Origin of the sequence: Azoarcus sp. TTM-91, from assembly GCF_012911025.1 — a bacterium.
GTDB lineage: Bacteria > Pseudomonadota > Gammaproteobacteria > Burkholderiales > Rhodocyclaceae > Azoarcus.
Genome location: NZ_WUEI01000001.1, coordinates 31,995 through 52,247 on the forward strand (window position 1 = coordinate 31,995; position 20,253 = coordinate 52,247).

Sequence of the window (20,253 nt, forward strand, 5' to 3'; positions counted from 1 at the left end):
CCCCGCTTATCTCGCAGAGTGAAGTTCGGCGCCGTGCGCTTCAAGTTCTCCGGGTTCTGTATTGGGATGTCGGTCGATATTCCAGCCCTTCGCATCGGCACTATTTTCGACAATTTCTTCGGCCAAATAGCCTAGGTACAAGCTTGTCAGCTTAAGGAGAGAATCGCTGTATGGCTACACACGATGTGGATACCGAAGACGGCAAACTTCCCGAACCCAGCCGCACTGCGTTGTTCATCTCCCATGCCACGCCGGAGGACAATCATTTCGTACGGTGGTTGGGCGCCAAGCTCACAGCTATGGGCTACGAGGTCTGGGCTGACGTCATGCGTTTGCACGGAGGCATCGACTGGGCCCGCGAACTCGAAGCAGCGCTGAGAAAGAGAGCGGTCAAGATGCTCTTGGTCTGCACGCCAAATGGCTTGGAAAAGCAAGGTGTTCGGAATGAAATTGAAATTGGCATCGACCTGTCCAAGAAGCTCGATGACGCAGCCTTCATCATCCCACTCAGGCTAGAAGCCTACGACGCTCCGTTTCGAATCGCGCATGCACAGTACATAGACTTCAAGGCGAGCTGGGCACGCGGACTTGCCGAGTTGGTTGCGCTACTTCGCGACCAAGGCATTCCCCAAGCTACTCCTGGTGCGATGGATACATGGCTCGTGGCGCATACAGTGGGTTCAGACAAACTCGTCGAACGTTCGGAACCGCTGGTTTCTAACTGGCTGGAGGTGGTAAATCAGCCTGACCTCGTCCGCTATTGCGAAGCGCCCGTCGGCGTGCCCTTGGAGCCCTTCCAAAATCGGTTGTGCCATAAGTTTCCTGTGGTGCCGTTTCGCACTGGCGTCATTACATTTTCGAAGCCTGACGGCGATGGAAGTCTTGGTCCGGAGCTACCTGCTAAGGAAATGGGCTCGATTTCGACGGCGAAATTTCTGCAGGACGGGTGGCCCGAATACGGAATCGATGCATACCATTCGAAACGAATGTACTCGGACCTCGGAAGCCAAGCGTTTGATGCCTTCTGTAAGACCAGAGGGCTGAAGGGGGTCTTGGGGGCTAACAAACGCCTTAGTTGGTGGGGTGACATCAAATCGGCACCGATTGGCCAAGTGCGGTTTGACTGGAATTTTCGACGTGGGTCCCGCCAAATCGTCGGACACTCTGGCAAACGCGGGGTCCACTGGCACTATGCACTGAATGCGCAACTTCGCGCTTCTCCCCTATGGCACCTGCGTTTATCGCCGCGCCTGGTATTCAGCCAGAACGGTCTAGATGCAATTGAAGACTCCAAGCGCTCGCACACCTTGCGGCGGTCGTTTGCCAAGGGATGGCGCAATGCGCGCTGGCGAGACATGCTTTGTGCATACCTGTGGTGGCTGTCTGAAGGAAAATCGGAGCTTCGATTGTCAGTCGCAGCCGACGAGTTTTTGTCGCTTGCTGTGCCTCCCATGCAATTCAGCTGTCCAGTCACGGTTCTTGAGGGTGAAGAGATTCCAATTGACGAGGACGACCCAGACATTCCGCCGGAAAGTTGGAGCGACGATGGGGCTGGGGAGGACGAACAATGAGTCGCCCTAAGCTTGTCTATATTGACGAACCACGGTTGGAGTTTCGCTACGGTCAAGAACTAGAGTATTCGCGTGATGGCCTTTATCTGTATGGCCCGGTTGATGCTGTGCAGAACCCGCGCCCCATCCGCTATGGTTTCATCGGGACAAAAATCGGATTAGAGCGATTCAGCCGCTGGGCAACAGAGGTGTCGTCGTTCATATCGGCGCCTCCTCCGCGGCGAGGGGCGAAACTTATCGAACCGCACCACGTTCCTTTCCCGGGCTTCTCGGAAGCTTTTCATTCTGTATGGTCCGCAACGCCCAGTTACGTCATCGATGACATCGACGAAAATGACCTACATAGGCGCATTCATATCGCAAACCGTCATGAAGCCATTAAGGCAGTTGTAGATGTTTATGTGGAGCGCCTTATCGACGTGCAGCGAAGGGATGAAGACCCTCCCAGCTTCTGGTATGTCGTTATTCCCGAGTTCATCTACGAACTCGGACGACCGCAATCGGTGGTACCGAAGTCAGAACGGGTCGCCGGTAAGGTACTGCTGAGGGAGCGGGATGCTCTGAAACTGACGACTCAGCCCACATTGTTCGGTGACGCCGAGGAAGAAGCAGAGGTCTACAAGTACGAGAAGAATTTCAGGCGGCAGCTAAAGTCGCGCCTTCTGGACCACAAGGTGGTGACGCAGCTAGTGAGGGAAAGCACTCTTGCGCCGGGAGACTTTCTGAAGGCGAATGGTCAGCCGAAACGCCAAGTAGAAGACCCCGCCACCCTTGCGTGGAAGCTGTGCTCCGGCTCGTACTACAAGAGTGGTGGGCGACCTTGGCAGATAGCGTCCATGAGGCCGGGAGTCTGTTATGTTGGCCTTGTCTACAAGAAACAGACTGAAGAAGACGCTTCTCGCCACTCTGTGTGTGCCGCACAAATGTTTTTGTCCGACGGTGAGGGAGTGGTTTTTCGTGGCGCTCTTGGCCCGTGGTTTCATCCCGACACGAAGCAATACCATCTCGATTCTGCTTCAGCCACGCGCTTAGCCGGTACTGTGCTTGCAGAGTACAAACGCAAACATGGGCGTGAACCGGCCGAACTGTTCATCCATGCCAAGTCGTCGTTCAATGATGACGAATGGTCGGGCTTCGAGGCTGCCTGTGAAGGCACCAATACGAATGTTGTCGGCGTTCAGATTGCGGATGCCTGGGACCATCTCAAGCTCTTCAGGTCCGGCGAGTATCCGGTCATCCGTGGAACCGCAATGGTAACGAGCAAGAACTCTGCCTTTTTGTGGACGTCAGGATTTGTGCCTCGGCTTGGTACTTATATGGGCCCCGACACCCCAAATCCCATGCAGGTGAGTATCCGCCGTGGGGAAGTTGAGCTTGAAACGGTACTGCGCGATGTGTTGGCGTTGTCCAAAATCAACTTCAATACGTGTCTTTTTAACGACCGGTCGCCAGTAACTATCCGATTTGCGGATGCCATCGGTGACATCTTGGTCGCAGCACCTCAAAACCACGAGCCGATGCTGCCATTCAAGTTCTACATCTAGGTACGCCATAGGTTCCGGCCATTCGGTCCAGCCGTTGGACACGTTTCTGGACATGAGGATAGAGAAATTTTTCCAAAATCACTTCTTAACTCATTGAATTTATTCAACCTATCTGAACAACAAAAAAACAGACCGGAAGTGGGTAGTATTGGTTATAAATTAAGCTGTGTGACACACCTACCATGCTAAGTATCAGTGACTACCTCGAATCCGAAGGGCCGCACCTGACTTCAGAAGTTGCATCCTGGCTGACTACGCAAGGAATATCGTCTGATGCTGCACGTAAGCGGTTGTCTAGAAAACAACCTCCCGTTCGCACATTTCCAGTTCCCTTGTTTCCAAAAGGGGCGGGGTTCATTTACCTCGAGAAGCAGCGCAAGGAAGAGAGATTCTGGCAGGCGCTGCATAATGCTCTTCGCACTACTGGCTCGGTATATGGCATCGCTTTAGACGGTGTTCTGGCTCGGCGTGGCGCAGTCAGCCGTCAGGAATTTTCAGTGATAAGCGGTGCCACAGAGCGCCCTGTCAAAAAGCAAGTCACAGCTGAAACTGCTTTAGAGCGTTTGGTTTCAGCAGGTTTGCTGAGCATTAATCTTGATAACAATGACCAGTCCATTGTAGCTATTGCGCGCGCTGAAATTGGCTATGCCGACATCGACGGTATTCGCGCTCGTGGGATTGCAGAGGGAGTCATTCTAGATGGACTAAGAGAATGGGCAAAGAACATAGGAACGGCGTCGTACAACCAGATTCGCATTCGCGGCGAGGAAGGTCTTGAGCCAATCCAGCAATTCAAATTTGACCTAGCTGGCCCTAGTTACCTCTTGCCTCTTCGGCGTGGAACAAAAGGAAATCGGCCTCTTGGCTTCATGGTAGCGGACGTATTTTCTGAGGGGATTCTTGATGAGCATCAGGTTCGATATTTCATCAGGAAAGCACATGCTCTTCATGCAACGCTAACAGGAGGGAGCGTTTTTCCGATTCTAGTAGCAGACGGCTTCACAGGCCCCGCACTTACTACTGGTCATGCAGCAGGAATAATGATGGCAACACCAAGTAGGCTTTTTGGACGCGCCGTTGGTGATGGCCTGAAGTCCTTGGTACAGACATTGAATCGTGCGGCTTCATATGCTTCTGCGGACTCTCCTGAGCGCCTAACAAGGCTGGTCAGTAGCCTGAGTGAAATTGAAGGTCGAGCGAGGAATTTGAGAGGCCCACTGTTTGAGCTGCTGGCGGCATATCTTGTGCGCCGCGACTCCGTTTCTATCAGCATGGGTGTCCGTGCAAAGGACCCGGGGAGTGGTAAGCAAGCCGATATTGATGTCCTCAAGGTTGCGGCAATGAATGCTGAATGCACAGCAATCGAATGCAAAGGCAAGGAGCCCGGCGGATTTATTACGGATGAGGATGTTCGTGTTTGGTTGGGCAAAGTGGCTGTGATGCAGGCGTATTTGCGGACGCAAGAGCGCTTCAGCGAAGCAACCATTTCGTTCGAACTTTGGACCTCGGGGACATTTACTGAAGAAGCCCTCCAGCTACTTCATGCTGAACAGAAAAGGCGTACAAAATTTCCGATTCGATGGAAAAACGGGCAGGATGTTTTGGCGGTCGCAAACCGTTTCAAGGAGAAGGCCGTGGCTGACACATTGCAGCAACACTTCCTCCGCCACCCACTCAGTGTAAGTTAAGGGAAACAACTTTTCCTTAACTTGGCGAAGTCAGGAGTTAAGGGAAGAAGCAGGCCTGCTAACTCAGAGCGCTTTTCTTGATGTCTTGCCCGGCCTGATCGCAAAGCCGGAGCGTGCCGGTGTGGTGTTGGCGCGCTTGAGGGAGATGTGTTGATGGATCTGCATCAGGAACACCACTTCGAAGCCGAAATCTGCGCCCACCTCGCGGCCAACGGCTGGCTGTACGCCCGAAGGCAATGCGGCACAGTTCGACCGCGCCAACGGCCTCTTCCTGCCCGACCTTCTGGCCTGGGTGGAAGAGACGCAGCCAGAGAGCTTCCAGCGGCTCACCAAGACCCACGGCGCAGCCCTGCCGCAGGTGCTGGCCGAGCGCATGCGCAAGAGCCTGAACCTGCCGGACCGCGGCACGCTGGATGTGCTGCGCCGGGGCGTGGAAATGCTGGGGCTGAAGGAGCCGCTGATGCTGGCGCAGTTCAAGCCGGCACTGGCCATCAACCCTGCAACCCAGGCGAAGTACGCCGCCAACCGCCTGCGCGTGGTGCGCCAGGTGTGTCACTCGCCCAACAACCCGAAGGAAGCGCTGGATCTGGTGCTCTTCCTCAATGGCATCGCGGTGGCCACGGCCGAACTGAAGAGCAACTTCACCCAGAGCGTGCGGGATGCGGACGACCAGTACCGCTACGACCGCCACCCGCAGCCCAAGGGCGGCATGCTGGAGCCGCTGCTGGGCTTCCCCGGCGGGGCGCTGGTGCACTTCGCGGTGAGCCAGTCCGAGGTGATGATGAGCACCCGGCTGGCCGGCAAGGATAGCTTCTTCCTGCCCTTCAACCGTGGCAACGCGGGCGGGGCGGGCAACGCGCCGAACCCCCAGGGCTTCGCCACCGCCTACGCGAGGGGCTGAAAGACATCCTGCTCGGGCCAGCGCAACTCTATGAATCGCTCAAGGCCCGCGCGAGCTCACCGGCCCGCACATAAACCCACCGCCGGCTGGCGCTTGATGAACCTCACCTGCCCGTCTTCCTCCATCCCGCCCTCCAGCCAGCCCAGCCGCCGATAGAAGCCGTTCGCACGCACCTCCCGGTTGCTGTCGGTCACCAGCCAGATTTCCGCGCAGCCGCACGCGAACAGCCAGCGCTCCGCCTCTGCCATCAACCGGCGGCCCAGGCCACGGCCTTCGTGGTCGGGATGGACGAAGAGGGCGAATACGGTGGCCTGGGCGGCATTGGCCATGGCGAAGGCGAGGACTTGGCCAGACGCTTCCGCCACCCAGCCGCGGCCGTCGCCGGCCAGCATGTCTGCCAGCGTCGCCCGCGTGATGCCGAGGGCGGCGAGTTCGGCGCGGGACATGCGGTTCTCCCTCACGCTGCTGCGGATCTCGAACAGCGCCGGGATGTCGGCGGGCGTGGCCTTGCGGATGAGCAGGATCGTGCTGGGGCCGGCTGGCCGGGCCGCCGCTCAGCGCCGGGCGGTCCTGCGCAGCAGGCCGTCCAGGCGGTTGGCGAAGGCCTGGCGATCGGCGGTGGAGAACTTGGGTGGGCCGCCGGTTTCCATGCCGCTGCTGCGCAGGGTGTCCATGAAGTTGCGCATGTCCAGCAACTCGCGGATGTTCTCCTTGCCGTAGAGCTCGCCGCGCGGCGAGAGGGCGTGGGCATCCTTGGCGACGACGTCGGCGGCCAGCGGGATGTCGGCGGTGATCACCAGTTCGCCGGCCTGCACGTTGGCGACGATGTACTTGTCCGCCTCGTCGAAGCCGCCGGGCACCTGGATCATGCGGACGTGGGGAAATGAGGGCACGCGCAGGAACTGGTTGGCGACCAGCGTGAGCGGGTAGCCGGTGCGCTCGGCGGAGCGGAACAGGATGTCCTTGATGACGCCGGGGCAGGCGTCGGCATCGACCCAGATGTGCATGGCGCGCCTTGTGTGCGGGTGGAGTGGGGGCCGCCGGCATTGCGCAGGCGGGGCCGGCATTGTGCGACGGGAAGGCGGCGGAGGGCAAAGGCGCCGGCCGGGCCTTGCAGCAGCGGTCGCCCTGGCGTACCCGGCGGGGCGCCGTGTGCCTCGCCGGGTACGCCACCGCAACGTAGAATCCGCCGCCTCGCCACGCCACGCCTCTCCCGCCGATGCCCGAGCTCGCCCTTCTCCATGTCGACGAGGCCCTGATCGTCGCCGACAAGCCCGCCGGGCTGCTGTCGGTGCCCGCGGGTGGCGCTGCCGCCCAGCGCGACAGCCTGGTGACGCTGGTACAGGCGCAATACCCGGACGCGCTCATCGTCCATCGCCTGGACGCCGCCACCTCCGGCCTGGTGCTGCTGGCGCGCGGGCTGGAGATGCTGCGCCGGCTCAGCCTCGCCTTCGAACAGCGGGTGATAGGCAAAACTTACATCGCCCGCGTCTACGGCCATGTCGCCGCCGACAGCGGCGAGATCGCCCTGCCGCTGGGCCCCGACCCGGACAATCGCCCGCGCCAGCGGGTAGACCACGCCGCAGGCCGCAGCGCCCTCACCCGCTACACGGTGGACAGCCGCCAAGGCGCGGGCGACTCCGCCACCACCCGCCTCACGCTGAAGCCCCTCACCGGCCGCTCCCACCAGCTACGGGTGCATCTGCAGGCCCTCGGCCACCCCATCGTCGGCGACCCGCTCTACGCCCCGCCCGAACTGGCAGCGCACTCCGAACGGATGTGCCTGCACGCGACCGCGATCAGCTTCATCCACCCGGAAAAACGCACGCCGATGCAGTTCAGCAGCCCGGCGCCGTTCTGACTGGACTGGCGGAGGGCGGCCGCGCCACCCCGGTACGGAAGCGATGGGGCTGAAGTGAGGGCATGCGCGCACCGAAGCCGCGCCAAGGGCGCGGCGGCATCCGCCCTCAGGCCGCCACCTTCTCCAGCAGCAGCGGCTTCACCTTCGCCACCCAGGTGTCGATGCGGTCGTTGGTGTACATGCCCTGGGTGCGCTCGTCGATCACCAGGCCGACGAAGCGGCCGTCCTTCACCGCCGCCGACTGCTGGAAGGTGTAGCCCTCGGTGGGCCAGTCGTCGGCGACGATCTCGGCGCCGTAGCCTTTGAACACCTCGTACAGCCGCATTAGCGAGCTGCAGAAGCGTTCCGAGTAGCGCTCCTGCGCACCCAGGCCGAAGAGGGCGATGCGCTTGCCGGAGAAGTCGGTGTGCTTGTCCAGCTTCACCAGGAATTCCTGCCAGTTCGGCTCCAGGCAGCCGGCGGCGAGGCCGGGGATCTGCTCGTTGCCGTAGCTGGGCGTGCCGAGGATGAGGGCGTCGTACTGCAGCATCTCGGCCGGTTCGATGCGGGTCACGTTGAGCGGCTTGGCGGCGATCTCGTCGCCCAGCTTCTTGTGGATTTTCTTGGCGATGAGGCGGGTGGTGCCGGTTTCGGTGCCGAAGAAGATGCCGATCTTGTCCATGGTGGTGGGCGTCCCTTGAGTGGTCGGGTGCAGGACGCAGGGTTGCGGATGCGACCACGCCGGCGGCTTTGTCGCGTGCCGCACATGCGCGGGCGCCCCGCCGCCGGCTGGAAAGCCAGGCAGGGCCGGCGCTGGCGCGCGTCGACGTTCGACCGGCTGCGTCTGCCAGCCGGTCATCGCAAGAGGCGTACCGGCCCGCGCCGGCGCGGAGAAACAGGGAGAAGCCGGCACCCACCGGCGGAGAAAAGGCCCGGTTCAGCGCCGCGCCAGCAGCACGCCGCACTCCAGGTGGTGGGTGTAGGGGAACTGGTCGAAGGCGGCGGCGGCGGCGATGCGGTGGCTGGCCTGCAGCGCGGCAACGTTGTCGCGCAGCGTCTGCGGATTGCAGGAGATGTAGAGGATGCGGTCGAAGCCGGCCGCCAGCGCCAGCGTGGCCGCGTCCAGTCCGCTGCGCGGCGGGTCGACGAACAGCGTGGAGAAGCGGTAGCCGGCCAGCTCCACGCCCTGCAGGCGGCGGTACTCGCGGCCGCCGGCGAAGGCGTCGCTCAGCTCCTCGCTCGCCATCCGCACCAGGGTGACGTTGTCCACCCCGTTGGCTTCCAGGTTGTAACGCGCCGCCGCCACCGAGGTCTTGCTCATCTCGGTCGCCAGCACGCGGCCGAACAGCGGCGCCAGCGCCACGGTGAAGTTGCCGTTGCCGCAGTACAGCTCCAGCAGATCGCCGCCGAGGTTGGCCGCCTGCGCGCGCGCCCAGCGCAGCATGTGGCGGTTCACCTCGCCGTTGGGCTGGGTGAAGCTGCCTTCGAACTGCTGGTAGCGCAGCTGGCGGCCATCCAGCTCGAAGGATTCCAGCAGCCAGTCCCGCTCCAGCACGATCTTCTGCTTGCGGCTGCGGCCGATGATGAGCACGCCCAGCTCCGCCGCCAGCGCCCGCGCCGCCGCTTCCCAGGCCTCGTCCAGCGGCCGGTGATAGACCAGGCTCACCAGCAGTTCGCCGCTCAACGTCGCCAGGAATTCCACCTGGAACAGCTTGCGCTTCAGCGCCTCCACGCCCTGCACCGCGTCGCGCAGCAGGGGCATGGCGCGCGCGATCGGCGCCGCCGCGGGCGGGAAATCCGCCAGCAGCACCGGCGTCTTGGGCGCTGCAGGGTCGAACATGGCGTAGTCGATGCGGCCATCGTGATGCCAGATGCGGAACTCCGCCCGCAGCCGGTAGTGCAGCGGCGCGGAGGCGAACACCTCCGGCTCCGGCAGCCCGTAAGCGGCGAAATCCTGCTTGTAGCGGGACACCTTGTCGGCGAGTTGGGCGGCGTAGTTCGCGGGATCTATCTGGGGCAGCGGCATGGCGAAGCAGGAAGATGAGAAGAGGGCGCCGCGCGAGGCGAGGCCGGCGCGGCGAGGGGCGGACTATACCGCGTAGCGGCGCGGCGGCCGCGGAAGAACTGCTCAGGGATGGCGCGGCGGGAGGAAAGCCCCGGCGCCAGGGTTTCACCGCGTCCGGGAGCTCCGTGCCGCTGCGGGCGGAAGGAGAAGTACGCGCCGGAAAGCTTTGGGGCGGGCTACGCCTGGCGGGGAAGGAAGCAGGCGCATCGTCCGGGGAAAAGACAAGCGCCGCGGGCGCGGCGCTCAGCCTGGTGCATCAGGATACGGCGCGAAGCCGGCGCCGGCCTCAGCGCCGCTCATCCTCCCGCACCTCCCGGATCACCTCGCCCTCGATCACCATGCCGCCGCCGGCGCCATCCGCCGGGCCACGGCCACGCTGGGCGCTGCCCGCTGCTGCACCGGCCGCCGCGGCGCGTTCGCGCATCTGGCGGCGCACCGCGCGGGTCTTCCACCACAGGTAGCCCCAGGCGACGGCGCCCAGGGTGAGGACGATGGCGAAGAAGACCACCGAGAACATCAGCGACACCGCGAACAGGGCCAGCGTGCTCAGCACCGCGACGATCTTCTGCAGCAGGCTGGGCGGGCCGCCCTGGGGACGGGAGAGGCGTTCGTAGAAGGCGTTTCTTTGCTGTGAATACATGGGTTTCCTTGCGGCAGCGTCAGCGCTGCGATGAAAAAATGTAAGGAGTCAGAGCCCTGACGGCGGAAAAGATTCCTACCGTAACCGATTGCCGCCATGCTCGCATCGGCGCGCGGCCGGCCGCCAGACGCCCCGGCGGCGGATTCGCCGGGCATTGCCTGGGCCAGCCGGGCGCCGGCAATATGCGGCGTTCCGCCCCGTGGCTCCGCCTTTTTCCCGCCTTCCACCTTCCGCCTCCATGACGCTGCATCGCGCCCTGCTCCCTGCCCCGCTCTCCGCCCCTGCGGCCGCCGCCGAACCCCTGCCTGGAACCGGCGGCCATTCCCGTGCCAGCCATCCGGCGCACGCGGCCCGACAATCGCCGCCCCCGCGGAGGACCGCCGCATGAGCACCGACATCCTGCTGGTGTTCGGTCTGCTGGCGGCCTGCGTGGTCGCCTTCATCGTCAACCGGCCGCGCATGGACGTAGTGGCGATGATCGCGCTGGTGGCGCTGGTGCTGGGCGGCATCCTGACGGTGCCGGAGGCGCTGGCCGGCTTCAGCGAGCCCAGCGTGCTGCTGATCGCCGCCTTCTTCGTCATCGGCGAAGGGCTGGTGCGCACCGGCATCGCCTACCGGGTGGGCGACTGGCTGGTGGCGCGCGCCGGCAGCGACGAAACCCGGCTGCTGGTGCTGCTGATGCTGGCGGTGGCCGGGCTGGGTTCGATCATGAGCTCCACCGGCGTGGTCGCCATCTTCATCCCGGTGGCGCTCAGCGTCGCCGCCCGGCTGGACATCTCCCCCGGCCGGCTGATGATGCCGCTCTCCTTCGCCGGCCTCATCAGCGGCATGCTCACCCTGGTCGCCACGCCGCCCAACTTGGTGGTGAACAGCGAGCTGGCGCGCACCGGCCACAGCGGCTTCGGCTTCTTCTCCTTCACCCCGATGGGCCTGCTGGTGTTGGTGATGGGCGTGGGCTACATGCTGGTGGCGCGGCGCTGGCTGGACCGCAGCCGCCACGGCGCCGGCGCCGCCGCCCGCCCGCGCCGCCGCCTGCGCGACCTGGTGCGCGACTATGGCCTCGCCGGCCGCGCCCGCCGGCTGCATGTGGGCCACGGCTCGCCGCTGGTCGGCCATACCCTGGGCGAGCTGCACCTGCGCAGCCGCTTCGGCGCCAACGTGGTCGGCGTGGAACGCCAGCGCCACTTCCGCCCCATCCTGCTCAACCCGGGCGCCAGCCGCGAGATCCTCGCCGGCGACGTCATCCTGGTGGACTTCCTGCAGGCGGAGACCGACCTCAGCCACTTCTGCGAGTCCATGCACCTGCAGCCGCGCGCCTTCAAGGGCGACTACTTCACCGACCAGTCGCGCGACCTCGGCCTGGCCGAAGTGTCGGTGCCGCCGGACTCCAGCCTCATCGGCAAGACGGTGCTGGAGCTGGGCTTCCGCTCCCAGCACGGCCTCAACGTCGTCGGCCTGCGCCGGCGCCGCGGCGCGGTGGCGGATTTCCTCGGCAAGAAGCTGCGCGTCGGCGACACCCTGCTGGTGGCAGGCACCTGGAAGGCCATCCGCCTGCTGCAGGCGCAGGGCCACGACTTCCTGGTGCTCAGCCTGCCGGCGGAAATCGACGAGGCCGCGCCCGCCGCCCGCCGCGCGCCCTTCGCCCTGGCCACGCTGGCCTTCACGGTGGCGCTGATGATCAGCGGCGCGGTGCCCAACGTCATCGCCGCCTTCCTCGGCTGCCTGCTGATGGGCGCCTTCCGCTGCATCGACCTGGACAGCGCCTACCGCGCCATCAACTGGCAGAGCCTCATCCTCATCGTCGGCATGCTGCCCTTCGCCACCGCGCTGCAGAAAACGGGCGGCATAGACCTCATCGTCGGCGGCCTGCTGGAGGTCGCCGGCGACGGCTCGCCACGCATGTTGCTGACGGCGCTGTTCCTGCTCACCGCGGTGGTCGGCCTGTTCATCTCCAACACCGCCACCGCGGTGCTGATGGCACCCATCGCCGTCGCCACCGCCAGCCAGGTCGGCGCCTCGCCGCTGCCCTTCGCGATGACGGTCGCCATCGCCGCCTCCGCCGCCTTCATGACGCCGGTGTCCTCGCCGGTGAACACCCTTGTGCTGGGGCCGGGCAAGTACCACTTCATGGACTATGTGAGGGTGGGCGTGCCCTTCACGGCGCTGGTGATGGCGCTGAGCATCCTGGTGCTGCCGTGGCTGTTTCCGCTCTAGCGCAACGCCTTCACATCATTCCCAGCCCGCGCAGCACCATCACCCCCACGCTGGTACACAGCAGCGAGCCCAGCGTGGTGAGGGCGATGGTGTTGGCCGCCAGCGTGGCGTTGCCGCCCATGGCGCGCACCATCACATAGCTGGCCGCCGCGGTGGGCGCCGAGGCCATCAGCATGACGATGCCCAGCTCGATGCCGCGGAAGCCCAGCGCCATCGCGCCCAGGGTGAACAGCAGCGGCACCAGCACCAGCTTGCCCAGGGTGGAGATCAGCGTGTTGCCCATCTCGGCGCGCAGGCTCTTGAAGTCCAGCGAGGCGCCGGTGCATAGCAGCGCCAACGGCAGAGAGAGGTCGCCCACGTACTTGCCGGCCTGCATCATCACTTTCGGCAGCGGCACTTGCAGCCAGGACACCGGCAGCGCCAGCACGATGCCGATGATCAGCGGATTGGTGACGATGCCTTTGAGCATGCGCCCCACCCCCTGGCTCTTGTGCAGCGAGCGGCTGAGGGTGACCACCGCCAGCACGTTGAACAGGATGGTGACCATGCCCATGTACAGCGAAGCCGCCGCCAGCCCGGCCTCGCCATAGGCGTTCACGCAATAGGCCAGGCCGATGATGCCCATGTTGGAGCGGAAGGCGCCCTGCACCACCACGCCACGGTCGCGCGCCGGCTGCACGAACACCCTGGCCACCCATTCCATGAACAGATAGACCGCCAGCGTCATCCCCAGGCCGAAGGCGATCAGCGCCGGGTTGGCGGAATCCTCGATGCGGGTGCGGGCGATGGCGAGGAACATCAGCGTCGGCAGGGCGATGGTGAACACCAGCCGCGAGCCGACGGCGACGAAGGCATCGGTGAGCATGCCGGTGCGCATCAGCAGCACGCCCAGCCCCAGCAGCACGAAGATGGGCCCGGTGACGGTGAAGGAAAAACCCAGGACGCCGAAGAACTCCGCCATGACCGCTACCGCCCGCCGCTGCGACAAAGGGCGCAACTCTACGCGCCGGCTCCGGCGGGAACAATGCTCGGCGGCCTGGGAAAAAGACGCGGCGAAACCGCGTTCATCCAGACGGCATGGCGGCCACTTGCCGGCACTGTTCCGCCCCGTGCCGCAATCTGTGCGTCGTGGAAGCAAGCAAACCGCCCCTGCTCTCTGCCCGCCTGGCGCCGGCGATGCTCTGGCCGCCGTTCAGGCCGCCCCGCCCTCAGTCCACGCAGCGCTGAAAGAAGCGCCACGCCAGCTTCAGCGCATCCGGCCCCTGCGGATCGGAGAAAGCCTGCTGGCGGTGGCCGCCGCTCCAGGCGTGGCCCAGGCCGGCGATGCGCACCAGGCGCAGATAGGGCCGGCCGGCACAGCCCCAGTCGGCCACGGTGGCAGGATGGCGGCGGCCGCTGCGGGCGGTGCGCGGCGCGCTCACCTTCAACCGCTGCGCCGCTGCCAGCTCCCGCCACAGCTGGGCGGTGGCCTCGGCGTTGGCCGGCGCCACGCTGCGGTCGGCTTCGCCGTGGATCAGGATCAGCGGCGGCGGCAGCTTGCCGGCGAGCTGGCGGCGGGCGCGGGCGAGGTCCGGCGCGCGGCGGCCGCGCATCGCCTGCAGGCCCTCGGTGGAATTGCCGGCGGCGCAGGGCGCGGCACCGGAATGGCTGCCGGCGGCGGCGATGCGGCCGGGGTAGGCCAGCGCCAGGCTGGCCGCCATCGCGCCGCCGGCGGAAAGGCCGAGCACGAACAGGCGGTCGCGCCGCAGCGGATGCAGGTTGCAGACATGGTCGACGATGGCCATCAGCATCGCCTCCTCGGCACGCAGCACCGCCTCGCCGCGGAACCAGTTCCAGCAGCGCTGCGGATTCGCCTCCCGCGCCTGCTCCGGCAGTAGCGCAGCGAAACCGGCGGCACGCGCCACCGCCGCCACCCCGGTGGCGGTGGCGAAGCTGGCGGCGTCCTGGCCGCAGCCGTGCAGCAGCATCAGCAGGGGCAGCGGCCGGCGCAGGCTGGCGCCGGGCGGCAGGTAGAGGCGGTAGTGGCGCATCGCCAGCGGCCCCAGGCCCCAGCGGCCCTCCACCCAGCGGCCGCCGCCGCGCACCTTGGCGGTGGCGGGCGCCGGCGCGGACGGCGTCACCACGCCGCTGGCCAGGTGCGTCGCCGCCTTGCGCAGCGCCTTGCCGCGGCTGGCGCTTGCCCGCCCGCCGACGCGGCTCAGCTGTTCGGCGGCGCGCGCGCCGCTGCGGGCGAGGTCGAACCAGGCGCCTATCCAGCGGCCGCGCTTGCGCCTCATGGGCAGTCCCCCGCGAGCGCCGCGCCGGGCACGCTTTCCGCTGATAATCCGCTCCCATCACCCCCGCCCGAGGCCACGCCCATGTCGCTTCCCTCCAACATCGTTCCGGTCCCCCTGCCCAAGGCCCATCGCCTGCTCAACCACGGCCCCACGGTGCTGGTGTCCAGCGCCCACGGCGGTCGCCGCAATGTCATGGCGGCGGCCTGGAACATGACCCTGGACTTCGAGCCGCCCAAGATCGCGGTGGTGATAGACCGCAGCACCTACACCCGCGAGCTGCTGGAAGCCTCCGGCGAATTCGTCATCGGCCTGCCGTCGCGGGCGATGGCCGCCACCGTGGTGAAAATAGGCTCCACCACCGGCCACGACGGCGACAAATTCGCCGAACTCGGGCTGGAGAGCTACCCCGCCGCCAAGGTGGCCGCGCCGCTGGTGGCCGGCTGCGTGGCCTGGCTGGAATGCAGACTCATTCCCGAACCGCACATCCAGCAGCGTTACGACCTCTTCCTCGGCGAGGTGATCGCCGCCTGGGCCGAGGCCGAAGTCTTCCCCGACAGCCACTGGCAATTTCCCAGCCCGGCACAGCGCACCATCCACCATGTGGCCGGAGGGCATTTCTTCGTCACCGGGGAAGCCTTCGAAGTGCCTGGGCGCAGCTGAGTTGAACCGCGGACCAGCGGCGAGGCGGACTGCCTCTCCCCTCGTGGGGCGTAGGCGGAGAAAGCGAAGCGCGGCTTCTCCTGCAAGGGGCGGCGACGTTGTAGTCCCGCGCGGCGGCCCCCTCTCCCCCGGCCGCTCTCCCGCGAGGGGAGAGGGGAGGTAAGTCCGCGGAGCTGGGCGGTTGTGGGGCCCCAGCTCCACGGCGGGCCGGGCGATTTCCGCCGCTAGCGCAGCGCATCCTGCGTGTCGGAGTTGGATGGAAATCCTTACACGCTCGGGTAAATTACGCCCCGCTTTTGCCCTTCCTCCATCCTGCCCCGCTACCCGTCCCGTGCGCTCCGCCCTCAACTTCCGCCCCTGGCTCGCTGCCTGTCTGCTGGCGCTGCTGCTCGGCGGCGCGCAGGCGCAGGCGGCCGGGCGCATCGCGGAAGTGGCGGTGCTGGTGGACAGCGCCGGCAGCGAGACCATAGACACGGTGAGCGCTCCGGCCGCCGCCGGCCGCTTCCAGCTGCTGCGCGGCACCAGCCTGTCGGCCGGCTACAGCATGGAGGTGCGCTGGCTGCGCATCGCGGTGGATACCACCGCCGGCGGCGAGCAATGGCTGGAAGTGCAGCCGCCCTACCTGGACGACCTGCGCCTGTACGAAGCCCTGCCCGGCGGCGGCTATGGCGAGCGCCGCGCCGGCGACCGCCAGCCCTTCGCCGCCCGCGAGGTGGCCTACCGCGGCTTCGTCTTCCGCCTTCACCCGCCGGAGGCCGGGCGGCAGGTGTATTACCTGCGGCTGCAGACCACCAGCACCTCGCTGGTGGCGCTGGAGCTGTGGCAGCCGGACGAATTCCAGCTCGCCAAGCGCAGCGAGTACGGCGCCCTCGGCATCTACTACGGCCTGCTGTTCGCCGTGTTGCTGCTGAACCTGCTGCAGTGGGCGACGGTGCGCGACCGCCTCACCGGCCACTACCTGCTCTACCTCGCCGTCACCGGGGTGTTCTTCTACGGCTCCAACGGCCTGGCGGCGGAGTATTTCCTGCCCGGCCATCCGGCGGTGACCGACGCCTGGGTGAGCGCCGGCGGACCGCTGGTGATCGCCTCCGGCGCGCCTTTTTTCCGCCGCCTGCTGCTGGTGGACCGCAACCGGCCGGTGCTGAACTGGCTGTTCCACGGGCTGTGCCTGCTGCCGCTGCTGGTCATCCCTGCGGTATTCACCGGCCACTACACCCTGCTCGCCGGCAAGCTGCTGTGGTACGTGACGGCGATGAGCCTGCTGTGCACCTGGCTGGCGGCGCGGATGTGGCGGCGCGGCCAGGTGGGCGGCGTGCTCGTCTTCCTCGCCTACTGCGCCGGCATGTTCGGCGTGTTCGCCGCCACCCTGACCATGCTGGGCGTGTTGCCGGGCAATCTGTGGATCGTCTATGGCAACCAGATGGGCATCATGTGCAGCGTGCTGGTGATGCACCTGGCGGTGGCCGCCCGCGCCCGCGCCATCGACGAGGAACGCCGCGAGGCCCTGCAGCGGGTGGCGATGACCCAGCGCGAGCTGGAGAACGAGCGCCACGCCCGCCAGGAGCAGGGCAAGTTCCTCGCCATGCTGTCGCATGAGCTGAAGACGCCGCTGGCGATGATAGACGGCGCGGTGCAGTCCCTCGCCCACCTGCTGGGCGGCGCCCCGCCGGACGTCGCCCGCCGCCACGACCGCATCCGCCGCGCGGTGCGCCGCATCAACGGCCTGGTGGAGCAGTTCCTGACCCACGACCGGGTGGACGACGACCGCCTCGCCCCGCGCCGCGAGGCGGTGGACCTCAACGCCCTGGTGGAGCGCATCGCCGCCGAGTACGGCGCCGCCGACGGCCGGGTGCAGCTGCGCAGCGGTGCGCTGCCGCCCCTGCAGTGCGACCCGGCGCTGCTGCGGGTGGCCCTGGTCAACCTGATCGACAATGCCTTCAAATACGGCCCGCCCGGCAGCCCGGTGGTGATCGCCACCGGGCTGTCCGGCACCGGTGCCGGCGCCATGGCGGCCGTCGAGGTGATGGACCGCGGCCCCGGCATCGCCGAGAACCTGCGGGAGGAGGTGTTCGAGCGCTATGTGCGCGGCACCGGCCTCGGCGACATTCCCGGCGCCGGCCTCGGCCTCTACCTGGTGCGCCGCATCGCCAACGTGCATGGCGGCAGCGCCGCGGTGGAGACGCGGCCCGGCGGCGGCGCCCTGTTCCGCATCTGCCTGCCCCTGCATCCCACCCTGGAGAACGCATGATCTGCATCACCGTGGTCGAGGACAACGCCGACCTGCTCGACGACGTCGTCTTCAATCTCGAACGCGAAGGCTTCGACGTCGCCGGCGTCGGCAACGGCGTCGAGCTGGACGCCAGCCTCGCCGGCCGCGGCTGCGACGTGCTGGTGCTAGACCTCGGCCTGCCCGGCGAAGACGGCCTCTCCATCGCCCGCCGCCTGCGCCGCAGCCGGCCGGCCATGGGCATCCTGATGCTCACCGCCCGCAGCGGCACGGAAGAACGCATCACCGGCCTGGAAGGCGGTGCGGACGTGTATCTGGGCAAGCCGGTGGACATGCGCGAGCTGGCGGCGGCGATCAAGAGCCTGGCCCGCCGCCTCGGCCTGGAGCGCAACCCCGGCTGGCGCCTCAACACCCGCCAGCTGCGCCTGCACGGGCCGGCCGGCGAGATCGCGCTGTCCGGCCTGGAGTGCGCCATCCTCGGCACCCTGGCCGACGCCGAGGACCACAAGGCCAGCCGCCGCAGCCTCATCGAAGCGCTGGGGGCGGACTACCTCGCCTACGACGAACGCCGGCTGGAAACCCTCATCAGCCGCTTGCGCCGCAAGCTGGCCGACTGCCTCGCCACCGGCGCCGAGGCCGGCAGCGGGGGCGACAACCCGCTGCGCGCACTGCGCGGCCAGGGCTACATCTTCGCCGCGCCGCTGCAACGCGTCTGAGGGGAGGCTTCCCGCCCCCGGACGGCGCCCCATCCGTCGCCTTTCCGGCGACCGTGACAATAATTCACGCAATTCGTCAGATTTGGTCAGCTTTGACAAATTCTGACTCCTTAGCATTGCCCGCAGACCGCAGGCTTCCATTTCCGGGAGCCGCTCGAATTCGCCACGAGGAAGCAAGGGGCAATGCAACTCACCGCCAAGCGCATCACCATCGCCGCAGCCATCTGCTGCGCCTTCGGCAGCACCGCTGCCTACGCCCAGTCGGCCGCCGACCTGGAGAACGCCCGTCGCCAGGCGGAGCAGCTGCAGCGCCAGGAGCAGGACCGCATCCAGCGCGACCGTGAGGACGCCTTGCGCCAGCTGCCGCCGGGCGGCACCGACACCCGCCAGCTGACGCCGGAGATCAAGGTGCCGGCGCTGGGCGCCAAGTGCCGCGACATCAACGAGATCGTCATCACCGGCGCCGACAAGATGTGGGCGATGAAGCGCGACGAGATCACCAGCCAGTTCGTCGGCCAGTGCCTGGGCGTGGTCGAGATCGAGCGCCTGCTGGCGGAGATCACCAAGGACTACATCGACCGCGGCTACGTCACCACCCGCGCCTACCTGCCGCCGCAGGACCTGACCAAGGGCCGCCTCGAGATCCTGGTGGTGGAAGGCAAGGTCGAGAAGATCATGTTCGAGGACGAGAACGGCCGCGCCTCGCTGGTCACCGCCTTTCCCGGCGTCGAAGGCGACATCCTCGACCTGCGCGACCTGGAACAGGGCATAGACCAGCTGAACCGCCTGCAGTCCAACAACGCCAGCATGGACATCCGCCCCGGCAGCGAGAGCGGCGCCAGCACGGTGGTGATCCGCAACGCCTCCAGCTACCCGCTGCACGCCAGCTTCACGGTGGACAACCAGGGCTCGCGCTCCACCGGCCGCCACCAGTACGGCTTCACCGTGAGCGCCGACAGCCTGTTCGGCCTCAACGAATTCATCATGGCCACCCACCGCGAGGCGGTGCCGGACCCGGATGCCCGCACCAAGTCGATCAGCGACAGCTTCTTCGCCTCCATCCCCTTCGGCTACAGCCTGCTGACCTTCACCACCAGCCAGTCCGAATACACCTCGCGGCTCTACACCGCCGGCGGCCAGGTGCTCAAGGCCAACGGCATCAGCGACAACACCTCGCTGCGGCTGGACCACGTCGCCTACCGCGACCAGGTGAGCCGCTTCGGCGTCGGCGCCGCCATCACCGCCAAGGAAACCCGCAGCTACCTCGCCGGCCAGCTGCTGGGCGTGAGCTCGCGCAAGCTCACCATCCTCGACCTGGACACCAATTTCTCCACTGCCCTGGCCGGCGGCGTGTTCGCCATCACCATCGGCTACTCCAAGGGCCTGCACCAGCTCAGCGCGCTGCAGGATGCCGACAACCTGCCCGACTGGGCGCCGCGCGCCCAGTTCGACAAGTGGCGCTACAGCCTGGACTACACCCGCCCCTTCCGCGCGCTGGAAGAGAATTTCCTGTTCACCAGCTCGGTGACCGGCCAGGTGGCCATGCACACCCTGTACGGCTCCGAGCAGATCACCATCGGCGGCCTCTACTCGGTGCGCGGCTTCACCGACAACAACCTGTCCGGCGACCACGGCTACTACTGGCGCAACGAACTGTCGATGCGCAAGCCGGTTGCCGTCGGCAACCAGAGCTTCAACACCCGCTTCTTCGTCGGCCTCGACACCGGCCGGGTGTGGAACCGCACCGCCGAAATTCCCGAAGGCAGCATGACCGGCGCCGCCGTCGGCGCCTCGGTGGCGTGGAAGGGCCTGAACTGGGAACTGTTCACCACCCACCCGATTTCCGCGCCGCACCAATTCCATAGCGAGGGTTACCAGACCTGGTTCCGCCTCACCTACGCCATCTGATAA

The 20,253-nt window shown here is 66.1% G+C and carries 18 protein-coding genes; 10 read left to right on the forward strand and 8 right to left on the reverse strand.

Going from position 1 to position 20,253, the window contains the following annotated elements:
• The first annotated feature begins 170 nt into the window (after positions 1-170).
• The 3 genes from GRF61_RS00145 (at position 171) to GRF61_RS00155 (ending at position 4,803) form a co-directional block, all read left to right on the forward strand.
• Positions 171-1,571, forward strand: coding sequence for a toll/interleukin-1 receptor domain-containing protein (locus GRF61_RS00145; protein WP_169148723.1), 1,401 nt, complete (start codon positions 171-173; stop codon positions 1,569-1,571).
• The gene (locus GRF61_RS00150; RefSeq protein WP_169148724.1) at positions 1,568-3,115 is read left to right on the forward strand and encodes a hypothetical protein; all 1,548 of its coding nucleotides are present in this window, start codon (positions 1,568-1,570) and stop codon (positions 3,113-3,115) included. Before GRF61_RS00145 ends, GRF61_RS00150 begins: the two co-directional genes overlap by 4 nt.
• A 182-nt stretch (positions 3,116-3,297) precedes the next feature.
• A complete protein-coding gene (locus tag GRF61_RS00155) occupies positions 3,298-4,803 on the forward strand; it encodes a hypothetical protein (protein WP_169148725.1) in 1,506 nt (501 codons plus the stop codon).
• Positions 4,804-4,866: 63 nt separating this feature from the next.
• Here the strand turns inward: GRF61_RS00155 and GRF61_RS24510 are convergent, their stop codons facing one another.
• Positions 4,867-5,064 carry a hypothetical protein gene (locus tag GRF61_RS24510; protein ID WP_211165645.1) on the reverse strand — a complete coding sequence of 66 codons (198 nt, stop codon included), beginning with the start codon at positions 5,062-5,064 and terminating at the stop codon, positions 4,867-4,869.
• 31 nt (positions 5,065-5,095) lie between these two features.
• Here GRF61_RS24510 and GRF61_RS00160 point away from each other — a divergent pair, with 31 nt between their 5' ends.
• On the forward strand, positions 5,096-5,704 hold the full coding sequence (locus GRF61_RS00160; protein ID WP_211165646.1) for a type I restriction endonuclease: 609 nt from the start codon (positions 5,096-5,098) through the stop codon (positions 5,702-5,704).
• Positions 5,705-5,760: 56 nt separating this feature from the next.
• Here GRF61_RS00160 and GRF61_RS00165 read toward each other — a convergent pair whose 3' ends face one another.
• A complete protein-coding gene (locus tag GRF61_RS00165; protein WP_348982322.1) occupies positions 5,761-6,150 on the reverse strand; it encodes a GNAT family N-acetyltransferase in 390 nt (129 codons plus the stop codon).
• A 108-nt stretch (positions 6,151-6,258) separates the two neighbouring features.
• The gene (locus tag GRF61_RS00170) at positions 6,259-6,711 is read right to left on the reverse strand and encodes a YaiI/YqxD family protein (RefSeq protein ID WP_169148726.1); all 453 of its coding nucleotides are present in this window, start codon (positions 6,709-6,711) and stop codon (positions 6,259-6,261) included.
• Between the two features lie 212 nt (positions 6,712-6,923).
• On the opposite strand from GRF61_RS00170, the gene GRF61_RS00175 reads away from it, so the two are divergent.
• Positions 6,924-7,565, forward strand: a complete 642-nt coding sequence (locus tag GRF61_RS00175) for an RluA family pseudouridine synthase (protein ID WP_169148727.1) — start codon at positions 6,924-6,926, stop codon at positions 7,563-7,565.
• A 106-nt stretch (positions 7,566-7,671) separates the two neighbouring features.
• On the opposite strand, the gene GRF61_RS00180 is transcribed toward GRF61_RS00175, so the two are convergent.
• The 3 genes from GRF61_RS00180 to GRF61_RS00190 all read right to left on the reverse strand — a co-directional run bounded on the left by GRF61_RS00180 (position 7,672) and on the right by GRF61_RS00190 (position 10,249).
• Complete coding sequence (locus GRF61_RS00180; protein ID WP_169148728.1) at positions 7,672-8,226, reverse strand: flavodoxin; 555 nt, start codon at positions 8,224-8,226, stop codon at positions 7,672-7,674.
• Between the two features lie 255 nt (positions 8,227-8,481).
• Positions 8,482-9,570 (reverse strand): tRNA (uridine(54)-C5)-methyltransferase TrmA, encoded by a 1,089-nt coding sequence (gene trmA / locus GRF61_RS00185; RefSeq protein ID WP_169148729.1) that lies wholly within the window; start codon positions 9,568-9,570, stop codon positions 8,482-8,484.
• Positions 9,571-9,895: 325 nt separating this feature from the next.
• Positions 9,896-10,249: a hypothetical protein gene (locus GRF61_RS00190; RefSeq protein WP_169148730.1), complete on the reverse strand. Its 354-nt coding sequence runs from the start codon at positions 10,247-10,249 to the stop codon at positions 9,896-9,898.
• 384 nt (positions 10,250-10,633) lie between these two features.
• Between GRF61_RS00190 and GRF61_RS00195 the strand changes: the two genes are divergently transcribed.
• Positions 10,634-12,463 carry an SLC13 family permease gene (locus GRF61_RS00195; protein WP_169148731.1) on the forward strand — a complete coding sequence of 610 codons (1,830 nt, stop codon included), beginning with the start codon at positions 10,634-10,636 and terminating at the stop codon, positions 12,461-12,463.
• Positions 12,464-12,473: 10 nt separating this feature from the next.
• On the opposite strand, the gene GRF61_RS00200 is transcribed toward GRF61_RS00195, so the two are convergent.
• The gene (locus tag GRF61_RS00200) at positions 12,474-13,424 is read right to left on the reverse strand and encodes an AEC family transporter (protein ID WP_169148732.1); all 951 of its coding nucleotides are present in this window, start codon (positions 13,422-13,424) and stop codon (positions 12,474-12,476) included.
• 247 nt (positions 13,425-13,671) lie between these two features.
• On the reverse strand, positions 13,672-14,739 hold the full coding sequence (locus tag GRF61_RS00205; protein WP_169148733.1) for a PHB depolymerase family esterase: 1,068 nt from the start codon (positions 14,737-14,739) through the stop codon (positions 13,672-13,674).
• Positions 14,740-14,820: 81 nt separating this feature from the next.
• On the opposite strand from GRF61_RS00205, the gene GRF61_RS00210 reads away from it, so the two are divergent.
• From GRF61_RS00210 to GRF61_RS00225, 4 genes are all read left to right on the forward strand, one after another.
• On the forward strand, positions 14,821-15,399 hold the full coding sequence (locus GRF61_RS00210) for a flavin reductase family protein (protein ID WP_169148734.1): 579 nt from the start codon (positions 14,821-14,823) through the stop codon (positions 15,397-15,399).
• 331 nt (positions 15,400-15,730) lie between these two features.
• The gene (locus GRF61_RS00215; protein ID WP_169148735.1) at positions 15,731-17,647 is read left to right on the forward strand and encodes a sensor histidine kinase; all 1,917 of its coding nucleotides are present in this window, start codon (positions 15,731-15,733) and stop codon (positions 17,645-17,647) included.
• The gene (locus GRF61_RS00220) at positions 17,644-18,342 is read left to right on the forward strand and encodes a response regulator transcription factor (RefSeq protein ID WP_169148736.1); all 699 of its coding nucleotides are present in this window, start codon (positions 17,644-17,646) and stop codon (positions 18,340-18,342) included. Before GRF61_RS00215 ends, GRF61_RS00220 begins: the two co-directional genes overlap by 4 nt.
• Before the next feature lie 183 nt (positions 18,343-18,525).
• Positions 18,526-20,250 (forward strand): ShlB/FhaC/HecB family hemolysin secretion/activation protein, encoded by a 1,725-nt coding sequence (locus tag GRF61_RS00225; protein ID WP_169148737.1) that lies wholly within the window; start codon positions 18,526-18,528, stop codon positions 20,248-20,250.
• Positions 20,251-20,253: the final 3 nt, after the last annotated feature.